At 75.8% G+C, this 15,433-nt stretch carries 11 protein-coding genes; all 11 read right to left on the bottom strand.

The features are described from left to right. Positions 1-203: 203 nt before the first annotated feature. The 11 genes from VF746_25825 to VF746_25875 all read right to left on the bottom strand — a co-directional run bounded on the left by VF746_25825 (position 204) and on the right by VF746_25875 (position 15,359). Entirely contained in the window at positions 204-1,589 is a 1,386-nt protein-coding gene (locus VF746_25825) for a hypothetical protein (GenBank protein HEX8695861.1), read from the bottom strand. A 16-nt stretch (positions 1,590-1,605) separates the two neighbouring features. Then, positions 1,606-3,603, bottom strand: a complete 1,998-nt coding sequence (locus VF746_25830; GenBank protein ID HEX8695862.1) for an ATP-binding protein — start codon at positions 3,601-3,603, stop codon at positions 1,606-1,608. Further along, entirely contained in the window at positions 3,596-5,146 is a 1,551-nt protein-coding gene (locus VF746_25835) for a hypothetical protein (protein HEX8695863.1), read from the bottom strand. Before VF746_25835 ends, VF746_25830 begins: the two co-directional genes overlap by 8 nt. Continuing rightward, positions 5,143-7,368 (bottom strand): phage tail protein, encoded by a 2,226-nt coding sequence (locus tag VF746_25840; GenBank protein HEX8695864.1) that lies wholly within the window; start codon positions 7,366-7,368, stop codon positions 5,143-5,145. The genes VF746_25835 and VF746_25840 overlap by 4 nt, the downstream gene beginning before the upstream one ends. A 1-nt stretch (position 7,369) precedes the next feature. Continuing rightward, positions 7,370-9,574 carry a putative baseplate assembly protein gene (locus tag VF746_25845; protein HEX8695865.1) on the bottom strand — a complete coding sequence of 735 codons (2,205 nt, stop codon included), beginning with the start codon at positions 9,572-9,574 and terminating at the stop codon, positions 7,370-7,372. A 6-nt stretch (positions 9,575-9,580) separates the two neighbouring features. Continuing rightward, the gene (locus VF746_25850) at positions 9,581-9,967 is read right to left on the bottom strand and encodes a GPW/gp25 family protein (GenBank protein ID HEX8695866.1); all 387 of its coding nucleotides are present in this window, start codon (positions 9,965-9,967) and stop codon (positions 9,581-9,583) included. Further along, positions 9,964-11,697, bottom strand: coding sequence for a hypothetical protein (locus VF746_25855; GenBank protein HEX8695867.1), 1,734 nt, complete (start codon positions 11,695-11,697; stop codon positions 9,964-9,966). The genes VF746_25850 and VF746_25855 overlap by 4 nt, the downstream gene beginning before the upstream one ends. 201 nt (positions 11,698-11,898) lie before the next feature. After that, positions 11,899-12,558, bottom strand: a complete 660-nt coding sequence (locus tag VF746_25860; protein ID HEX8695868.1) for a phage baseplate assembly protein V — start codon at positions 12,556-12,558, stop codon at positions 11,899-11,901. Then, the gene (locus VF746_25865) at positions 12,555-13,643 is read right to left on the bottom strand and encodes a contractile injection system protein, VgrG/Pvc8 family (GenBank protein ID HEX8695869.1); all 1,089 of its coding nucleotides are present in this window, start codon (positions 13,641-13,643) and stop codon (positions 12,555-12,557) included. The genes VF746_25860 and VF746_25865 overlap by 4 nt, the downstream gene beginning before the upstream one ends. After that, positions 13,636-13,812 (bottom strand): hypothetical protein, encoded by a 177-nt coding sequence (locus VF746_25870; protein HEX8695870.1) that lies wholly within the window; start codon positions 13,810-13,812, stop codon positions 13,636-13,638. Before VF746_25870 ends, VF746_25865 begins: the two co-directional genes overlap by 8 nt. Next, complete coding sequence (locus VF746_25875; GenBank protein ID HEX8695871.1) at positions 13,809-15,359, bottom strand: hypothetical protein; 1,551 nt, start codon at positions 15,357-15,359, stop codon at positions 13,809-13,811. Before VF746_25875 ends, VF746_25870 begins: the two co-directional genes overlap by 4 nt. Between the last annotated feature and the right edge of the window lie 74 nt (positions 15,360-15,433).

Below are 15,433 nucleotides of genomic sequence, written 5' to 3' on the forward strand. Positions count from 1 at the left end.
ATCCGATGGGGCCGATGCGGGGTCGTCATGTCCACCTCTCCCGAAGTCGGGAGAGGGTTGCCGCTCCAAGGCGGCGGGTGAGGGCCTGCCCGCGGGGCGCCGACGCCCGCCCGCCGAACGAGAGTACTTTCGCACTTTCGCACTTTCGCACTTTCGCACTCTCGCACTCTCGCACTTGCACTTCGCACCTCGCACTTCGCACTTCACCCGTCTCCCCGCACCGCCGCCAGCATCCGCGCGCTCCGGGCGGCGTCGGCGCGGGCGGCCAGCGCCTCGCGCAGCGCCACCTGCTCCTCCAGGAACGCCACCGTCAGCGCGTGGCGCTCGGCGTCCCAGAGGGCGGCGGCCAGCGCCTTCTCGGCGTCCGCGTGGTCGGTGGCCAGGGTGTCGCCGTCCACGCCGCCCAGCTCGGTGAGCGTGGCCTCGGCCTCCAGGAAGCCCACCACCCTGCGCCAGACGCTCTCCGGCAGCGCCGACGAGAACGCCGTGAAGTCCTCGGCGAAGGTGGGCGGGGCGCTGCCGTCGGCGAACTCCACGTACTCGCCCTGGGCGTCGGTGAAGGCCGTGCGGGCGTCGCTGAGCGCCTGCTCCGCCGTGTCGACGGCGGGGGCGGCGCTCACGTCGGCCGTGGGGTCGGGGGCCAGCGCCGTGGTCAGCGCGTCGCCGAGGCCCACCTCGGCCTCGATCACGTCCTTGCGGGCGTCCTCGCGCGCCGTGCGCTTGGGCACCGCCGCCGCGCCCGCCGTCTCGCGCGCCGCCACCTCCGCCTCCTCGGCGTCGGTGAGGAGCGAGGTGCCCGCGTTCACGGCGGCCGCCTGCACCAGCGCCTGCGTCAGCCGCCCCGGGCCCTGCTTCACCCAGGCGCGCAGCGCGGCGTCGGCGCGCGCGAAGCGCAGCTGCAGCGCCGCCGCCTTCTCGTCGAGCCCGCCCTTGCCCTCCAGCTCGGCCAGGAGCAGGTCCTCCACCGCCTCCAGCGAGGCGGCCTGCTGGCTCCGGCGCAGGTCCTCCACCTCCACGCCCTTGCGCGCGGCGGTGAGCAGGTCGGCGGGGATCTCGTCGGTCACCCGCTTCTTCGCGTCGTCGAACTCGGTGCCGGCCCCCTTGGCGGCCGCCGCGTCGGCCGCCAGCGTGTCGAGCGGGGGGTCGGCCACCGCGTCGCGCAGCTCCTGGCGCCGGGGGCCCTCCACCGCCTCGCGCACCAGCTCGGCCTGCGCCTCGGAGAGCGCCGCCGAGACGCGGTCCAGGAAGCCCGAGGCCGCCTTCACCTCGGCCTCGCCGCGCGCCACCGCGTCGGCGTCGTCCAGCAGCGCGGCCTGGAGGGCGCGCGCCTCGGCCTGCAGGTCGGCCAGCTCCTCCACCAGCGCCGCGGCCTCGGTGGGGACCTCGGCGTCGGCCAGCTCGGCGCGCTTGGCGGCGATCTCCTGGTTCTTGGCCGCCAGGGACTCGCCGCCCGCGCGCACCCGCTCGCGCGCGGCCGAGAGCGAGGTATTCGCGGCGGCGACGGACTCCTGGGCCTCGGTCTTCGCGGCGGCGTAGAGGGCGGCGACCTGTACGGCCAGGTCCTGCAGGGTCTCGGGGACGGCGGCCATGGGGGATCCTCTTGGTTCAGGGCGCGGACATCCCGGACGGCAGCCCGGGGAAGGCGCGGCCGGTCTTGTCGTACTCGCGCCGCACGGCGCGGACGGCGTGGCGCCGGGTGATCGGGGTGCCCTCCGCGGCCGCCAGGAAGGCGGCGGCCACGGCGGCGTTCTTGATGAAGCCGCCCACCACCGGGTACAGGGCGGCCAGCTCGGCCGGGTCCAGGTCGGGCGCCCGGGGCGCGCCCGCCGGGAGGTGGCAGCGCCAGAGCGCCTCGCGCTCGGCGGCGGCCGGCTCGTCGAAGTCCAGCACGAACTCCAGCCGGCGCAGGAAGGCGGGGTCGATGTTCTGCCGCAGGTTGGTGGAGAGCACCGCCAGCCCCTCGAAGCGCTCCAGCCGGGTGAGCAGGTACGCCGTCTCCAGGTTGGCGTAGCGGTCGTGCGCGTCGCTCACCTCGGTGCGCCTGCCGAAGAGCGCGTCGGCCTCGTCGAAGAGCAGCACCGCCTGCGCGCCCTCGGCCACGTCGAACACCTCGGCCAGGTTCTTCTCGGTCTCGCCGATCCACTTCGAGACCACGCGCGAGACGTCCACCAGCAGCAGGTCCACCCCGAGCGCCGAGGCCAGCACCTCGGCCGCCAGCGTCTTCCCCGTCCCCGGCGGCCCGGCGAAGAGCATGCGGACGCCGCGCGCGCCGGGGCGCCCCTCCAGGAAGCGCCACTCGTCGAGCACCGTGGCCTGGTGCAGGATGCGGCCGACCGCCTCGCCGAGCACCGCCTTGCGCTGCGGCGGGAGGACCAGCTGGTCCCACCCGGCCGTGGGCCGCACCAGCCGCACGCCGCTGGAGAGGGCGAGCCCGGCGCGGGTGCGCACGCTGCGCCCCACGTCGCCGGCCCGGGGCGCCCGGTCCTCCAGGGCGGCCAGGGCGCGGGCGTCGTCGGCCGCGGCGCGGGCGGTGGCGGGGTCCACGGTGTAGCGCGCCCCCAGCGCGGGCGCCTCGTCGGCCAGCTCGGGGAGGAGGCGGGCCCACATCTCGCTCCGCGCGGCGGTGGTGAGCCGCCGGGCGGGGACCTCCAGCACCGGCCGCTCGCCCCTGACCCGCGCCCCGCCCGCGCGGGCGCAGAGCACCACCGGCCCCGGGTGCCGGGCGAAGGCGGGGCACTCGCGCGCGCCGGGTCCGTCCGCCGGCGGCAGCCGCAGCACGGGCACCATCCCCCGCAGCAGCGAGTGCAGGGAGACGAGCGACTCGGCGCCCTCCGGGTGCCCGTGCGGGAGGGTGAAGCGCGCGGGCTCGGCGCCGGCGGCCGCCGCCAGGGCGGCGCCGCGCTGGGCGGCCAGCTCGTCGGAGTCGGCGCTCACCAGCACCGTCCACGGCTCGCCCGAGGCCAGGGCGGCGCGGGCGGCCAGCGCCTCGCGCTCCTCCAGCCAGTCCTCCAGCCCGGCCAGGACGATGGGGCCTTCGGCGCGGGCGAGGGCGGCGGGCCAGGCGTCGAGCCCGTGCAGGGCGGACCACAGCCCCTCGGCCGGGTGCAGGGTGCGCTCCCAGAACGGCCCCTCGCCGTCGGCGCGCACGGCCCCGGCGCCCGTGGCGGCGCCCGTCTCCAGCACCCGCCGGAAGAGGAGCCGCTCGCCGGGCGAGGCGCAGAGGAGCTGGGCGGCCAGCCCCGTGGTGGGCCGCGGCTCGCCGCGGGGGTGGAGCGTGCGCAGCACGCCGGCGTAGCCCTCGTGCTCGTCGGGGAGCCCGGCCAGGAGGAGGAGGTCCACCTCCACGGGCGAGAGGCGGAGGGCGCCGGCCAGGCGGTCGAGCGGGTGCGGCTCGGCGTCCGCGGCGGCGGGCGGCTCCTCGTCGGCCGCGGCGGCCATGGCGCGCAGGAAGTCGCGCGCGGCGCCGTGCTCGCCGGGCTCGGGGAGCGCGTGCTCCAGCAGCTGCGCCAGCCGGGCGGCGAGCGCGGCGGCCTCGCGGGCCAGGCGGGCGCCGGGCGCCTCCGCGGCGGGCGCGGGGAGGGCGAACAGGGCGGCGCTACTCATAGACGAACCTCACCGCCACGCCCAGCCAGGGCACCCAGCCGGGGTCCAGGTCCAGCCCCGCCCGCCGCACCTCCGTGGTCACCTCGTCCAGCATGAGCCGCACGTCGATCCACCCCGGGTCGGCCAGGACGACGGCCGTGCGGCGCCCCACCTCGCGCAGCAGCGCGGCGGCCGCCCGCGCGTCCGGCGCCTCCTCGCCCCGCACGCGCTCGTGCAGCGCGCGGGCGACGCGGCGGGCCAGCTCCCCGATCCGCGCCTGCTCCTCGTCGTCCACCGGCGGCTCGCCGCGCGAGGGCGGGTCGCGGTCGGGGCCCAGGCCGCAGAAGGCCAGGGCGGCGGGGTCGCGCTCGTCCAGCGCCAGCAGCTGCAGCGCGAGCCGGTGCAGCACCCAGCGGAACGGCCGCGCGGCGAGCGCCTCGTCCGCGTCGATCTCCTCCGGGAGCCCGAGCTCGCCGACCAGGTGGACCAGGAAGAGCAGCCCGCCCCACCGGGTCTCGCCCTCCGCGCGCACCGAGGGGAGCGGCCGCTCCTCGTCTTCGCCCGCTTCCGCCGGCGCGACGGCCTCTTCCCCCGTCCTCGGGCGATCGAAGTCGCTCGACACCTCGGCGCGCCGTTCGGTCCGCTCGGCCACGGCCGGCTCCCGCTCGTCGGCGGCCGGCCCCGCCGGGCGCTCGGGGGACGGGGCGATCCCCATCTCCCGCTCGACGTGGCGGAGGACGGCGGCGGCCTCGGGCGGCGGGCGGCGCAGCGCGGCGGGCTCCGTCTCCAGCAGCGCCAGGACCGCCAGCGAGCGGACCACCTGCGGCGACGAAGTGAACGGAGTGAACGCCGCGCGGGCGATCGCCGACGCGCGGACAGCGCGCTCCGCGATGATGGTCGTCGCAGGCGAGTCGAGAGCCTGGGGAGACGGGGATGCGTCCGCGGCGGCGGCGAGGAGCGCGGCGGCGGCCTCGTCCCCGATCGATGCGGCGAGCGCGGCGCGGGCGAGGAGCGTCCAGAGCACGACCGGGACGCGCGCGGCGAGCGCGGGGAGGGCCCCGGCGCGGGCGGCGGCGGCGAGCGCGGCGGGCGCCTCCGCGGGGTGCCGCAGCAGGACGCGGCCCGCCTCCTCCGCCGCGGCCGCGGCCGAAGGCGACTCGCCCGCGCTCCAGGTCCCCAGCTGGCGCCACGCCCAGGAGCGCCGCAGGTCGCCCGCGGCCACGGAGACCAGCAGGTCCACCAGCGCCTGGGAGCGCGAGCGGTAGCGCACCACGCCGGGCCCGCCCGCGGCGAGCGTGGCGCGGATCGCCTCGGCCAGCGCGGCGCCCCACGCCGAGGCCAGCGCGCCGTCGGCCTCGCCCAGGCTGAGCCGCGTCGACGCGTCCACGTGGCGGAGGCACACCTCCTCGCCCGCGGCCACGCCGGAGCGCTCCAGCGCGTCCTCGAGCGCGCCGTCCAGCACCTCGCGCAGCACGCGGTCGAGCCGCGCGCGGGCCTCCGGCGACCCGGCGGGGAGGCGGTAGCGCGCCTGCAGACGGGAGACGTGCACGGCGTCCATCGTCACCCCACCCGCGTGTCGACGTTCAGCCGGCCGGCGCCCGCCACCGTCCCCGCCTCGGGGCGGCCGACGATGAAGCCCCGGCCCAGCGCCGAGCCGCCCAGCTGCAGCGTGCGGAAGCCGCCCGTGTGCCCGATGGTGGACGAGATCCCCACGTGCAGCCCGCGGCCCACGCGCATCCCCGCGCCCAGCGTGCACACCTCCACCAGCGTGTGCGCCGGCCGGTGCACCTCCAGCACGTCGTTCACCACCGCCAGCTGCTCGGCGTCGAGCGAGCCGCGCACCATCACGCTGAAGCGGTGCGCGTGCGTGGCGAAGGCGTCCTCGGTGGTCCCGGTGAGCGGCGACTCGCCGGGGTCGCCCACGGCGCCGCCCACGCGGAAGCCGCCGCCCAGCACCGCGCGCGACACCGGCGGCCCCGCCTCGCCCACGATCCCGCCCCCCATCCCCCGTAGCCGGAAGTGCTCCAGCACGATCACGGGCTCGCCCAGGTAGATCTCCAGGAAGCGCGCGAGCCCCGGCACCGTGCCGCGGAAGCGGAAGAGCCGGGCGGCCTCGGCCACCAGCGTCCGCCGCGCCGCCGCCGGCCAGCGCTCGTCCAGCGCCATCCCCAGGAAGCTGGCCAGCCAGGGGAGGAGGTCCTCGGGCGTGCCGTGGGGGTCGAGCAGGTACTCGCGGTGGGCCGCCTCGTTCTCCAGCTCGCCCAGCAGCCCCTCGAAGATCGCCAGGTAGCGCCGCAGGAAGTCGGCGTCGACCGGGTCGCGCGAGAAGGTCTTGGGGATGCGGCGCAGGTAGTCGTGGCCCCTGCGCTCCGCGCGCAGCGAGCGCACCCGCGGGCTCACCCGGCTGTTCCCGGTGAGCTCCAGCGCCACCCAGAGGAAGCGCCCGGGCCCGGCGTCCACCGGCGCCTCGTAGGTGACGAAGGTGTCGCCGCGCTGGGGGAACGCCCAGGCCAGCTCGCGCCCGCTCTCGCGCCGGTGCAGGGGCCGCCAGGCGGAGTCGTCCTGGGGGAGGACCTCGTGGTTCTCGTCCTCGGGGAGCAGCGACATCGGCGGCATGGCCGGCGAGAGGTCGAAGCGGTGCACGGTGTACGACGGCAGGTTCCCCGGGAGCGCGCGGTTCAGCGCCGGCTCGTCGAACACCTCGTCGGTGGTGAAGAAGGCGGCCCGCAGCGCCGTCCCCGCCGGGACGCAGGCGTCCAGGAAGAGCCGCCCCCACTGGCTCTGGTACTCGCCCGCGTCGAGGCGGTAGGTCATCACCAGCCCCCGCTGCGCGTAGCGGACGCGCGCGGTGGCGGCCGGGCGGAAGCCGTGCGCCGTCCAGAAGCCGATGCGCCCGTCCGGCGCGCGCGCGATCCCCATCCCGTCGTAGCCGCGCGCCATCAGCGGGAGCTGCTCCTCCGTGGCCCCGGGCACCAGCCGGAAGCGGCGGAAGGTCTCGCCGGGGAAGCGGGCGGCCACCAGCACGTCGTCCGACTCCCACTCGATGTCCGTCGCCCGCGGCACGGGGAGCACGTCGTGCGGGCGGCCGACCGGGACCACGGTGGCGAGCGCCGTCCCCGCGCCCACCAGCACCGCCAGCTCGCCCTCGGGGGAGACGGCGACGCGCGTGGGGGCCAGCACCTCGGGCGGGAGCGGCACCAGCTCGGGCCCCGTGCGCGCGGTGAGCTTCAGCAGCACGGGGGAGCCCTCCAGCACCGCCCACACCGTGTGCCCGTCGGCCGCCAGGTCCAGCGGCCGCGTCCCCGGCGGGGTCGGCACGGTGCGCAGCAGGCGCCGGCTCCAGAGGTCGAACACCAGGATGCGCCCCGCGCCCGTCTCGGCCACGAAGAGGCGGTCGTCCACGTCCACCGCCAGCCCGCGCGGCCCGGCCAGCGGCCCCCCGCCGGGCGCCTCGGGCGCGAAGTCGCCCTCCGGCTCCTCGGGAAGGGGCTCGAACAGCTCCACCTCGGGCGGGAGCGCGGCGTGCCGGCCCAGCGGGGTGGACGGCCTCCAGTGGGTGCGCGCGACCTGCCCGGCCGCGGGGTCGCTCCGGTACAGGCGGCACTGTGCGTCGAAGGCCAGCCCCGCGGGCGCGGGGGGCGGGCCCGCGGGCGCCTGGCCCTCGCCGGGCGGCGTCCAGGCGAGCTCCACCACCCCCTCCTCCAGCTCCAGGAAGGTGTAGTGGTGGCTGGCGCGGGCCCACGAGTCGCCGCCGTCCACCAGCGCGAAGGGGCGGATGCTGCTCACCTCAGCACTCCTCGCGCAGCGTGGGGATCGGCACCGCCACGCCCGTCCCCAGGTCCGGCGGCGCCAGCTGCTCGCCGGGGGCCAGCGGGGCGCCCTCCACCACGGTGATCTCGGCCAGCTCGGGGACCTCCCACGGCTCCAGCTCCACCGTCCCCTCCACCCACGAGCCCCCGCCGGAGCCGCCCTCCACCCAGCGCGCCACCTCCAGCCCTTCGAGATACTCGACGCCTTCCACCTGCAGCGCCGCCGCCTCCAGCTCGGGGCCGTGCACGCGCCGGCCGAGCGGCCACCCCTCGCCCGCGGGGCCGTACGGCGGGAGCGGGGCCAGGTACTGTCGCAGCACCAGCTCCACCCAGGCGCGCACCGCCTCCACCCCGAAGCCGGGCTTGACTACCAGCCCCACGGAGACGGCCACCTTGCGGTAGGTCGGCGGGACGACGTAGAGCTCCGTCGTCACCAGCCGCCGCTGGTCGAGCCAGGCGCAGACGCAGCGCAGCAGGTCGCGGTCGGGGAGCGGCGCGTTCGGGTGCAGCGCGTCCTCCCGGGGCCAGACCACGACGGTGACCACGCCCGCGGCCTCGCGCAGCCGGGTGGGCGGGTGGAAGCGCGGCAGCACCTCGGCGCGGCCCACGCTCGCCCCCGGCGTCTGCAGCGCCAGCTCGCGGAAGTCGTCGCGGGTGACCGCCCGGTCGCGGCGGCGCAGCTCGCCGGGGATGCGCTCCACGGCGTCCTTCACCTCCTCCGCGTCGGCCCCGCCGAACGCCGGGCGCGGGTTCGACGCCTTCACCCCGCCCACCGAGACCTTGCTGATCGCCTTGGCGGCCACGTTGCCGGCCGTCCCGCCGCCGTAGCGGTACTCCTTCGCGCGGATCCGCTCGCCGATGCGCGGCGGCCGCCCGCGCGTGCGGTCGCCGAAGCGGACGGTGCCCGCCTCCAGGTCCACCGTGTAGACGCGGTCGTCGCGGCCGCTGGCGGAGAAGTCGTCCACCTCGGCCCAGCGGGTCCACCCCCCCGGCTCCTCGACCTCGACCACGAGCGAGTCCGCCAGCACGGGGGAGTGCACCAGCGCGTACGCCTGCCCCGCGTCGCCGGTGCCCGTCCCCAGCAGCTCGGTGCGCGCGGTGCGCACCTGCAGCACCTCGGCGGCGTTCATCCCCACCCAGGTCACGCGCTCCAGCGGGCGGTCGCTCCGGCGCCGGTAGCCGCGGATCCAGAAGAGGAGCTCCGCCGCCAGCGCCTCGTCCTCCAGCACGGGGGGGAGCGCGCCCGTCCCCTCCAGCACCTCCTCCACCGCCGGGAAGCCGGGGCGCCGCGGGTCGGGCTCGGCGGGCGGCGGGTCCTCCGGGCGCAGCGGCGTCTCGGTAGGCAGGCGGAGGCGGACGACGCCCTGCTGCGACAGCCCGCGCGTGGTGTCGCCGACCACGGTGAGCGGCCGGTAGACCGGCTCGCCGGCGTCGGTGAGCGCCGCGGTGGAGACCTCCCACGCCACCTCGTCGGTGGGGCTCTCGCCGTCCGCGCCGGGGCAGGGGTCCACCTCGTCCATGGTGAGGACGACGGGGTCGGGGATGAAGCCCAGGTTCACCACCGCGTCGCCCAGGCGCCCCACGTCGGTGTCCCTGGTCTTGAAGACGGCGATCCAGAGGATGCCGTCCACGGTGGCCCCGAAGTCCACCGCCTGGAAGCCGGGGACGGTGGGGTCGTCGCCCAGCACCTCGGCCACGTAGTAGGCGGGCGTCTCGTCCTCGGCCAGCTCGCGCGCGGAGACCGCCGCGGCCGCGAAGACCCGCGCCTCCTCGGTCTCCGGCTCGCCCGAGGTGAGCTTGGCCACGGCGCGCGCCGAGAGCGGCCACGCCTTCACCTCGTCCTGCGTCTCGAAGGCGGTGCTCCCCGCCTTCGCCTCGCTCCCCCTGGCGACCAGCACCTCCGCCCCGGTGGTGGTGAGCGCCAGCATGGCCCGCGCGGGCCGCGCCGGGCGGAGCGGCACCTGCAGCAGGCGCAGGAACTCCAGCCGGGTGGCCTCGGGGACCTGGTTGAAGCGGAAGAGCAGGTTTTCGCCCAGGAAGGCGAACAGCTCCAGCAGCGTGATCCCGGGGTCGCTCGGGTTGTGGTCCGTCCACTCCGGGGTGTAGACCGGGATGCGGCGGACCAGCTCGTCGCGGAGCTGCTGCCAGGAGCGGTCGTCGAGGATCGGGGTCGGGAGCGGCATGCGCCCTCACTCCAGGTAGAACGGGTACACCAGGTTCCCCGGCTTCCCGTCGCGGACGTGCGTGTAGCCCACGTGCACCAGCACCATCGCGGCGTCGTCGCCCGGCTCGGCGCGCACCTCCTGCACCGACACGCGCGGCTCGTGGCGGCCGATCGCCTCGGCCACGGCCTGCTGGATGAGGGCCCGGGTGGCGGCGGTGTTGGGCTTCATCAGGAAGCGGCGCAGCCCGCACCCGAAGGTGGGGCGCATCACCCGCTCGCCCGGCTCGGTGTCCAGCACGATCCAGAGCGCCTGGCGCACCTTCTCGGCGCCCTCCTCGTACTGCAGGTCGCCCCCGCGCGGGGCCACGGGGAAGCGCCACCCCCGCCCCAGCCGCTCGGCCACGCGGCTCACGCCCCCACCTCCCAGCGCTCCACGCGCGGCTCGTACGCCAGGCCGACCAGCACGGAGCCCGCCTCCACCTCGTCGCTGCGGTCCGTCGCCACCTGGTCCCTGAGCGACCGGAGCGCCTCGGTGGTGTACGCCGCCCTGATCTGCGCCGGCGGCGAGTCCGAATCGGCGAAGGCGGGGTCCTGCAGGTCGGCCGTGTCCAGCGTGCCGTCGAAGTTGGTGTCCTTCAGCCCCGAGTCGCCCAGCCCCGCCAGCCCGATGTCGGCCGCCAGCAGCACGTCGAGCTCGGCGCCCACGTGCAGCCCCAGCTCGCCCTCGATGTCGGCGTGCAGCTCGGCCCCCGCGCTGAAGGAGACGCTGGGGAGGATGCAGAACCTCAGCCCCAGCAGGAACCAGAGCTGGAAGACGAACACCACGATCGGCAGGAAGAGCATGAACACGAAGGTGGCGACGATGGTGATGAGCGGGATGGAGATGAAGCAGATCTGCGGCAGCTCGCCCAGCCTGCCGTCCACGGGCTTGTCGTCGTCCACCTGGAAGCTCATCGCCGAGCCCGCGGGGGAGACCATCTGCACCGGCAGCCGCGCGCCCACCGTGGCCGCCAGCGCCGGGATGTCGGGGAGCTGGATGGTGACGGGGTGGTTCCCCGTCCCCACCGGGTCGAACGGCGCCGCCAGCTGGAAGACGTCGCTCGCCTCGCTCCACACCAGCTCGCCGCCGCAGTCGTTCCTCTCCCCCGTCTTCGGGCAGTCGCACCGGTGGCGGCGGACGTAGCAGCGCACCTGGTAGCGGCTGGCGTCGTCGAAGCGCGCGGTGCCGCCCGCCTCCACCTCGCGGCTGGAGACGGGGAGCATCCCGAAGTAGAGCGTCTTCCCCTCCGCGTCGTGCCCCGCCGTCCGGGGGTCGGCCACCAGCGGGTAGAGGGGATAGACCTGCTCGGTGACCTCCTCCGGCGTCTCGCCCACCACCTGCCAGCTGCCCACGTTCTCCGTCCCCGAGGGCACCCACCCCTCGGCGAGGGTCACGGCGTCCGCGTCGACCTTCCACTTGGCGATGTCGGCGCGCACCGCGGCGAGCTGCGTCTGCAGCTCCGCGCGCTTGGCGGCCGTGCTCGCGTCCAGCGCCTGGGCCAGCTTCGACTTCGCGGGCGCCAGCGCCGCCCCGGCCATGGCGCCGAAGACGCCGCCCTTGGTCACCCGGTGCCGCTTCTTGAGCACGCGCTGCTGCCCGGAGCGCTCGACCTTCGCCAGCTGCGCGGTCAGCGCCCCGGCCTTCTGCACCAGCTCGGCGGCCAGCGCCGCGTGCTCCCTGCGGAAGGAGAGGCGGCAGCGGCGCACCACGAAGCCGGCCTCGCACACCTTGTCGCGGGAGACGCTGGGCAGCCCCGCCTGGTCGCAGTGGAGCTCGCACACCACCAGGTAGAAGCGCTTGTGGGTGGGGAGGAAGAGCTTGCGCACCCCCGTGGGCTGCAGCGAGTAGCGCGACAGCGTCTTCGACGGCTTCACGTCGGGCCCGGCGACCACCTTCTGCACGATGTCGTCGTCGCCGTAGAGGAGCGACTTCTGCGGCTCCTTGACGAAGAGGCTCACCGGGTCGGAGGTGTCGTACTTCTGCACCACCGGCCGGGTGGAGCGCACGTCGCGCTTCGGCGCGCCCGGCGTCTGCGGGACGAGCTTCGGCCAGCGCCACCAGGGGGCGATCAGCTTCCAGGGACGGTCGTCGCAGTTGGCCATCGCCTCACACCCGTCCTGGGGCGGTTGATGCGACTCTGCTCGGGGAATCCGTAGGGTCGAGGCATGCCTCGACCGGCGGATGCTGGCTCGTGCGCGGCAGGCGGCCTTTCGCGCAGGTGCAGCCTGTGCTCGGACTCGCATGCTCGCCCCTACGAGACACACCGCGAACCGCGGCGACGGCGACGGGGCTCATCGTGCCGCTCACCAGATGTTGCCGGCGCCGGGGGTGTACATCGGCGAGACCACGCCCACGCTGCAGACGATGGTCTGGCAGTTGATCACCCCGTCGAAGTTGGCCACCGGCGCGTGCACGTTCATCACGCTGGCGGTCACGTCCACGGCCACGTTGGCGTTGATCTTCACGTTCCCCGCGGCGTCCATGGTGATGGTGCACCCGTTGGAGTGGCTCAAAGTCACCTGCTGCGCGCCGTCATCCAGCACCAGCTTGTGCCCGCTCTTCATGGAGAGCGTGACCTTGAACGCGCCGGCGGTGTCGTCGAACTCCAGCAGGCTCCCCGCGCGCGACTTGATCAGCCGCTTGTTGTTCTGCGCGTCGGCCTCCTCGGGGAGCGCCTCCTTCCCGTTCCAGCAGCTGCCCACGATGTAGGGGCGGCGCAGGTCCCCGGCCTCGAAGGCCACCACCACCTGCGTGTCGACCGCGGGGAGCGCCTCGAACCCCTGGTCGTCGTCGGCGTACGGCGTGAGCAGGGTGGCCCAGGCGCGCACCTCGCCGTCGTCGCTCCCGAGCCAGGGGAGCCGCACCTGGATGCGCCCGATCCGCTCGGGGTCCACCACGTCGGTGACGATGGCCGGGTAGACGCCCCAGTGCAGCGGCGGCCCGGCGGCGCGCGGCCCGCTCACGAGGTCCCCTCGTTCACGGTGGCGCGCTCGGCCTCGAAGCGGGTGCGGAAGCCGCTCTCGCGGTCGTAGCTGTGGCGCACGCGGGTCACGTAGTAGCCCCCGCCGTTGAAGGGCGCGCCCACCCGCTCCAGCGACAGCCGGCTCCCCACCACCATCTCCGGCGTGCCGTTGGTGGTCCCCACCGCCGTCACGAAGCCGCGCGCGCGGCGCAGCATCTCGGCGCGGGCCCACTCGCGCGCCTCGCCGTCGGTGAGCGGCACGTCGCGCACGCGCCGGCTCACCCGCTCGCCGAAGGCCCGCTGCAGGACGTCGGGCCCCGTTTTCCCGCCCGTGACCTCGGCCTGCACCACGTCGCCCTCCGCACTCTCGTCGATGGTGTCGCGGTCCTTCGCGTCGTAGCCGCTCACCTGCACCTTGGTGCGCTGGTGGGCCAGGTCGGCGCGCAGCGCCACGTCCAGCAGCTGGTTCCCCTGCACCAGGGTGATCTCGGTGCCCGTGCGGCTGGAGCGGCTCTCGAAGTGCAGCGTGTCGTCGTCGACCCACACCTCGGCCTGGATGCGCCCGGCGCGCTCGCGCAGGAAGGCCAGGTCGCTCTGCCCCCACTGCTGCACCACGTCGTAGGTGGGCCCGTCCGCGTTCACCTGGGGCGAGAGGCCGTGCTGCGAGGCGATCTCGCTGGCGATGTCGGCGTCGCTCTGGTTCTCGTAGGTGCGCATCCGCCGCGTCATGCGCAGGTCCATCAGCCGGTCCTCGGCGAAGAGCACCACCTGGGGCTCGCGGGTCTCGGCCCACACCGCCTCGATGGCGCTCACCAGGCCGCGGAAGACGGTGCGGGCGGTGCCGCTGGGGCCCAGCGCCAGGTCGATCTTCTTCCCGAAGTCGACCAGGCTACCGTCCAGCCAGCGCTCGGGGACCTCGGGCGTGTCAGGGTGGGCGGGGGTGCCGGCCACCCGCACCGTGAGCGTCTTCAGCCCCTCGGTGGTCTCCTCCACCTCCAGGCGCAGGCAGTCGCGCGCGAGCTCGCCGGTCACGGTGCCGTCCACCTGGAAGACGGGCTCGGCCGAGTAGAAGATCGGCTCAGTCATCGAACCCGTGGGCGCGGGTGCGCAGGCCGTCGCGCAGCAGCCGCATGGCCGCGGCGGCCGCCTTCTCCTGCTCCTGCCACTCCATCGCCTGGGCGCCGCTCTCCGCCCCGGTGGTGGGGGCCGCCTCGGCGGTGACCTCGGTGGAGAGCTCGTCGACGCGCACGCTCATCTCTGCTTCCCTCCCGGCCCGCAGCCGCACCCGCACCCCGTGCGGGCGCCGCGCGGGCGCTGCCTCGTCTCGGACTTCGTCAATCCGGTCGCCGCCGGGAAATCACCGGGACCGGACGTCGACCCGCCGACCTTCTTCCGCCGCACCGGGCCGCCGGAGGGGAGCTCGCGCGTGGTGGAGGCGGCGGGGAGCTGCTCCCAGGGCGGGATGGTGGGGTCGCGGGTGACCGGCACCTCGGCGGCGCTGTAGTACGGGCGCAGCGCCACCACGCCGGAGCGCGCCTGCGCGGCCCCGCTCACCAGCGGCCGGAGCGGCACCCCGAAGCCGTAGCTCACCGCGCGCGGGTCCGCCCGCGGCGGCGCGTACGCGGCCGGGGTGGCGGTCGACGCGGCGGAAGCCGACTCGGGCTCGACGGAGATCACCGTGGCCCCCTCGGGATAGGGGGACGGGGCGGCCGGCGCGGTGGGCACGTAGGACGCGGCCGCGCCGGAGGCGAGCGCGCTGGTTCCCCCCGAGGGGACGCTGGCGGTGGCGCTGGCGCCCGCCGCGCCGAAGGAGCGGATGGCGGACCCCGCGGCGGCCTCGGCCTTGGCGATGCGCACCGTCTCGACCGCCGCGCCCACGCCCCCGGCCGCGGAGAGCGCGAAGCCGGACGAGGCCGCGGGGGTGGCGCCCGCCCCGGCCCCGGCGGAGAGCGAGCCCGAGCGCTCCAGCCCCAGCGAGGCCTCGAGCGAGGCGCCCACGTCGGCCCCGAAGCCGGTGCTGACGCCCACGCCGGCGCTCAGGTTGAGCGAGGTGTCGACGTCGATCTCCACCCCCGCCTCGAGCGAGAGGGTGCCGTCGACCCCGGCGGCCAGCCCGCGCCAGGCGCCGGGGTCCACCCCCACGCGCGCGGCGAAGTCGGCCAGGCTCTCCCCCGCCATCGCCTCCAGGGTGAAGTCCGCCGAGAGGCCCAGCTCCAGCCCCACGCCGAGGCCCAGGTTGAGCCCCAGCCCCAGGCTCCCCGGCATCCCGAAGCCGATCCCCCCGGTGGCGGAGGGGGCGTTGCCCTCCTTGCTGGAGCCGGGGCCCGACTTCATCAGCTGGTAGTCGGCGTTCTGCTCCTTGATGGAGACGCTCATCTTGGCGCGGAGCGGGAAGCCGTTCTCGGCGAAGAGGTCGAAGTCGAGCGACACCGTGCTGATGACGCCTTTGATCTCAAGCCCGCCCCACTCGAACTTCACCCGCGGGGGCGACTGGCGCTTCCCGGCGGGCCCCTGGGGGAGCACGAACTGCTCGACCTTGGCCGTCTTCTCGCGCACGTTGCGCGGCTCACCGCCCCCGCCCGTCTCGTCGGCGGTGTCGAACACCAGGTCGAAGGAGAGCTCGGTGGCCGAGTTGCCGGTGAACTGCTGCGCGGTGCGCCCCTTCTGCGCGCCCCCCTCGGTGTTGTTGGTGAGCGTGAGGCGCAGCGACGCCGGGTTGAACTGGACGGTGATCGTCTCCAGCTCGGTGTCCTTGGAGTCGTTGCTGAGCTTGATCAGCTTCGCCTTCTCGAGTGCCGCCACGCGTCCTCCCGAGTGGTTGCCGGTGCCTCAACTGCTTTCAGGTCTCACACAGAGGACACGGAGGACACGGAGAA

The organism is Longimicrobium sp. (assembly GCA_036389795.1).
Taxonomy (GTDB): Bacteria; Gemmatimonadota; Gemmatimonadetes; order Longimicrobiales; family Longimicrobiaceae; genus Longimicrobium.

Bases quoted from the DNA above. Each gene is read 5' to 3' on its own strand.
- VF746_25855 (HEX8695867.1), bottom strand. From the start codon at position 11,697: ATGGCCAACTGCGACGACCGTCCCTGGAAGCTGATCGCCCCCTGGTGG.
- VF746_25845 (HEX8695865.1), bottom strand. From the start codon at position 9,574: ATGCCGCTCCCGACCCCGATCCTCGACGACCGCTCCTGGCAGCAGCTC.
- VF746_25865 (HEX8695869.1), bottom strand. From the start codon at position 13,643: ATGACTGAGCCGATCTTCTACTCGGCCGAGCCCGTCTTCCAGGTGGAC.
- VF746_25830 (HEX8695862.1), bottom strand. From the start codon at position 3,603: ATGAGTAGCGCCGCCCTGTTCGCCCTCCCCGCGCCCGCCGCGGAGGCG.
- VF746_25870 (HEX8695870.1), bottom strand. From the start codon at position 13,812: ATGAGCGTGCGCGTCGACGAGCTCTCCACCGAGGTCACCGCCGAGGCG.
- VF746_25825 (HEX8695861.1), bottom strand. From the start codon at position 1,589: ATGGCCGCCGTCCCCGAGACCCTGCAGGACCTGGCCGTACAGGTCGCC.